The sequence below is a fragment of the Streptomyces sp. SDr-06 genome (genome assembly GCF_003324565.1).
GTDB lineage: Bacteria > Actinomycetota > Actinomycetes > Streptomycetales > Streptomycetaceae > Streptomyces.
Genome location: NZ_QOLA01000056.1, coordinates 1 through 4,246, shown reverse-complemented (window position 1 = coordinate 4,246; position 4,246 = coordinate 1). Strand labels below are relative to the sequence as shown.

The window sequence follows — 4,246 nt, the reverse complement described above, 5'->3', positions numbered from 1 at the left end:
GCTCACTTCTGCGTGAGTTCCTTGAGTGCGATGTTGAGCTTGAGGACGTTGACCCCGGGCTCGCCCATGAAGCCGAGGATGCGGCCGCTGGTGTTGTCGGCGACGAGCTTCTCGACCTGCTTGACGTCGAGGTGGTTGCGCTCGGCGACCCGGTTCACCTGGAGCTTGGCGTAGGCCGGTGAGATCTGCGGGTCGAGGCCGGAGCCGGAGGAGGTGACCGCGTCGGCGGGCACGTCGGCCGGGTCCACTGGGTGGCCGGGCGTCGAGTTGTCCTGGACGACCGCCTCCTTGGCGTCCTTGACCTGCTTGATCAGCTTCTCGTTGTCGCCCGAGAGGTTGGTCGCGCCGGAGATGATCAGCTGGTACTGGGTGTTGAGGGTGTTCGCGCCGAGCCCGTTGGAGGGGCGGGGCTGGAACCACTTCAGGTCCGGCACCGCGGCCTCGTCGGTGTTGTTCGGGTCCTTCTTCGGGAGGTTGTACGTCTGCCCGATGAGGGAGGAGCCGACGACCTTGCCGTCCGCCTTGGCCTCGGACCCGTTGGCCTTGCCCGGGAAGGCGAGCTGGGCGATGCCGGTGACGACGAGCGGGTAGATCACGCCGCAGACCACGGTGAGAACCAGGAGTGCGCGCAGGCCCGCGCCGAGCAACCGGGTGGTGTTTCCAACTGAGTTGTTCATGGCAGGTCAGCCGATTCCGGGGATGAGGGAGATGAGCAGGTCGATGATCTTGATGCCGATGAACGGGGCGATCAGACCGCCGAGGCCGTAGATGCCGAGGTTGCGGCGGAGCATCTTGTCGGCGCTGGTCGGCTTGTACTGCACGCCCTTCAACGCGAGCGGTACGAGCGCGATGATGATGAGCGCGTTGAAGATGACCGCGGACAGGATCGCGGACTGCGGGCTGTGCAGGCTCATGATGTTGAGCTTGTCGAGGCCCGGGTAGACGACCGCGAACATCGCGGGGATGATCGCGAAGTACTTCGCCACGTCGTTGGCGATCGAGAATGTGGTCAGCGCGCCTCGGGTGATGAGGAGTTGCTTGCCGATCTCGACGATCTCGATGAGCTTGGTCGGGTTGGAGTCGAGGTCGACCATGTTGCCGGCCTCCTTGGCGGCCGACGTACCCGTGTTCATCGCCACGCCGACATCGGCCTGGGCCAGGGCGGGGGCGTCGTTGGTGCCGTCACCGGTCATCGCGACCAGCTTGCCGCCCGCCTGCTCCCGCTTGATGAGGGCCATCTTGTCCTCGGGAGTGGCCTCCGCGAGGAAGTCGTCCACGCCCGCCTCTTCGGCGATCGCCTTCGCGGTCAGCGGGTTGTCACCCGTGATCATGACCGTCTTGATGCCCATCCGGCGCAGCTCGTCGAACCGCTCCCTCATGCCCTCCTTGACGACGTCCTTGAGGTGGATGACACCCAGGACCCGCGCGCCGTCCGCGTCTTCCACAGCCACCAGCAGCGGCGTGCCACCAGCCTGGGAAATCCGGTCGGTGAGCGCCTGGGCGTCCTGTGCGACATGTCCGCCCTGCTCCTTCACCCATGCGACCACCGAACCGGCCGCGCCCTTGCGGACCTTGCGTCCGTCGATGTCCACCCCGGACATCCGGGTCTGGGCGGTGAAGGCGATCCACTCGGCTCCGGTCAGCTCGCCCTGGTGGCGTTCGCGCAGGCCGTACTTCTCCTTCGCGAGGACCACGATGGAGCGGCCCTCGGGCGTTTCGTCCGCCAGGGAGGAGAGCTGAGCGGCGTCCGCGACCTCGGCCTGCGTGGTCCCGCTCACCGGCACGAACTCGGCCGCCTGACGGTTGCCGAGGGTGATGGTGCCGGTCTTGTCCAGCAGCAGCGTGGAGACGTCACCGGCGGCCTCGACCGCCCGGCCCGACATGGCCAGGACATTCCTCTGCACGAGGCGGTCCATACCCGCGATACCGATCGCCGACAGCAGCGCGCCGATGGTCGTCGGGATCAGGCAGACCAGGAGCGCGGCCAGCACGATCATGGACTGCTCGGCCTTCGCGTACATCGCGAACGGCTGAAGCGTCACCACCGCCAGCAGGAAGACGATCGTCAGCGAGGCGAGCAGGATGTTGAGGGCGATCTCGTTCGGGGTCTTCTGCCGGGAGGCGCCCTCGACCAGGTTGATCATCCGGTCGATGAACGTCTCGCCCGGCTTCGTCGTGATCTTGATGACGACCCGGTCGGACAGCACCTTCGTGCCACCGGTGACGGCCGAGCGGTCGCCGCCGGACTCGCGGATGACGGGAGCGGACTCGCCGGTGATCGCCGACTCGTCAACGCTCGCGACGCCCTCGACGACGTCACCGTCGCCGGGGATGATGTCGCCCGCCTCACAGACGACCAGGTCACCGATCTTGAGGTCGGTGCCGGGCACCTGCTCCTCGGTGCCGCCGGTCAGGCGGCGCGCGACGGTGTCGGTCTTGGCCTTGCGCAGGGTGTCCGCCTGCGCCTTGCCCCGGCCCTCGGCGACCGCCTCCGCGAGGTTGGCGAAGATCGTGGTCAGCCACAGCCACGCGGCGATCGCCCAGCCGAACCACTCCCCCGGATCCTTGACGGCCAGGACCGTGGTGAGCACCGAGCCGATCTCCACCACGAACATGACCGGAGACTTGACCATGACGCGCGGGTCGAGCTTCCTGACCGCGTCCGGGAAGGACTTGACCAGCTGCTTCGGGTCGAACATGCCGCCCCCGACCTTGCCCTGGTCCTTGTGCCCGCTGGGCACGTCGCTGTGGGGCGCCCGGGTGGGAGTGGCAGTGGACATCTCGTCCTCGTGCTTCAGATTGGTGGTCATGACGCCAGCCCCTCCGCGAGCGGGCCGAGAGCCAGCGCCGGGAAGTAGGTCAGACCCGCGACGATCATCACGGTCCCGACCAGCAGGCCGGTGAACAGCGGTTTGTTGGTGCGCAGGGTGCCTGCCGTCTCCGGGATGGGCTGCTGCTCGCCCAGGGAGCCGGCCAGCGCGAGGACGAACACCATCGGCACGAACCGGCCCAGCAGCATGGCCAGGCCGATGCTCGTGTTGAACCACGGGGTGTTGGCGTTGAGGCCCGCGAACGCGGAGCCGTTGTTGTTGGCACCCGAGGTGTAGGCGTACAGCACCTCGGAGAAGCCGTGCGCACCCGAGTTCGCCATCGAGTCCAGCGTGGACGGCATCGCCATCGCGATCGCCGTGAAGATCAGGACCAGCGCCGGGGTCACCAGGATGTAGCACGCGGCGAACTTGATCTCGCGGGTGCCGATCTTCTTGCCCAGGTACTCGGGCGTGCGCCCCACCATCAGGCCCGCGATGAACACCGCGATGATCGCCATGATCAGCATGCCGTACAGGCCGGAGCCGGTACCGCCCGGAGCGATCTCACCCAGCTGCATGCCCAGCAGCTGGATACCGCCGCCGAAGCCGGTGAAGGAGGAGTGGAAGGAGTTGACCGCGCCCGTGGACGTCAGGGTCGTGGCCACCGAGAAGATCGAGGACGCGCCAATACCGAAGCGGGTCTCCTTGCCCTCCATCGCGCCGCCCGCGACGTCGAACGCGGGGCCGTGGTGGGAGAACTCGGTCCACATCATCAGCGCGGTGAACCCGACCCAGATCGTCACCATGGTCGCGAGGATCGCGTAGCCCTGCCTGACCGAGCCGACCATCGTGCCGAAGGTACGGGTCAGCGCGAACGGGATGACCAGGATCAGGAAGATCTCGAACAGGTTCGACAGCCCGTTGGGGTTCTCGAAGGGGTGGGCCGAGTTGGCGTTGAAGTAACCGCCACCGTTGGTGCCCAGCTCCTTGATCGCCTCCTGCGAGGCCACCGCCCCGCCGTTCCACTGCTGCGAGCCGCCCAGGAACTGGCCGACCTCGTGGATCCCGGAGAAGTTCTGGATCGCACCACACGCCACCAGGACGAGCGCGCCGATCACCGAGATCGGGATCAGGATCCGGACGGTGCCGCGCACCAGGTCCGCCCAGAAGTTGCCCAGGTCACCGGTGCGCGAGCGGGCGAAGCCCCGCACCAGCGCGACGGCGACCGCGATACCGACGGCCGCCGACACGAAGTTCTGCACCGCCAGACCACCGGTCTGCACGACGTGGCCCATCGACTGCTCACCCGAGTACGACTGCCAGTTCGTGTTCGCCACGAACGACGCCGCCGTGTTGAACGCCTGGTCCGCCGGGATCGACACGAACCCGAGCGAACCGGGCAGCGAACCCTGGAGACGCTGCATCAGGTACAGGAA

3 protein-coding genes are annotated in these 4,246 nt (G+C 67.3%); all 3 read right to left on the bottom strand.

Annotated features, from left to right (window positions below; all coding sequences use genetic code 11):
• Positions 1–2: 2 nt before the first annotated feature.
• Entirely contained in the window at positions 3–677 is a 675-nt protein-coding gene (locus tag DT019_RS38880; protein WP_114041719.1) for a potassium-transporting ATPase subunit C, read from the bottom strand.
• 6 nt (positions 678–683) lie between these two features.
• Positions 684–2,810, bottom strand: coding sequence for a potassium-transporting ATPase subunit KdpB (kdpB, locus tag DT019_RS38875; RefSeq protein WP_114041718.1), 2,127 nt, complete (start codon positions 2,808–2,810; stop codon positions 684–686).
• A partial coding sequence (gene kdpA / locus DT019_RS38870; RefSeq protein ID WP_114041717.1) for a potassium-transporting ATPase subunit KdpA occupies positions 2,807–4,246 on the bottom strand: 1,440 nt, incomplete at its 5' end. The genes kdpA and kdpB, both read right to left, overlap by 4 nt.

Coding starts and splice junctions, on each gene's coding strand:
- kdpB (WP_114041718.1), bottom strand. CDS start 2,810: ATGACCACCAATCTGAAGCACGAGGACGAGATGTCCACTGCCACTCCC.
- DT019_RS38880 (WP_114041719.1), bottom strand. CDS start 677: ATGAACAACTCAGTTGGAAACACCACCCGGTTGCTCGGCGCGGGCCTG.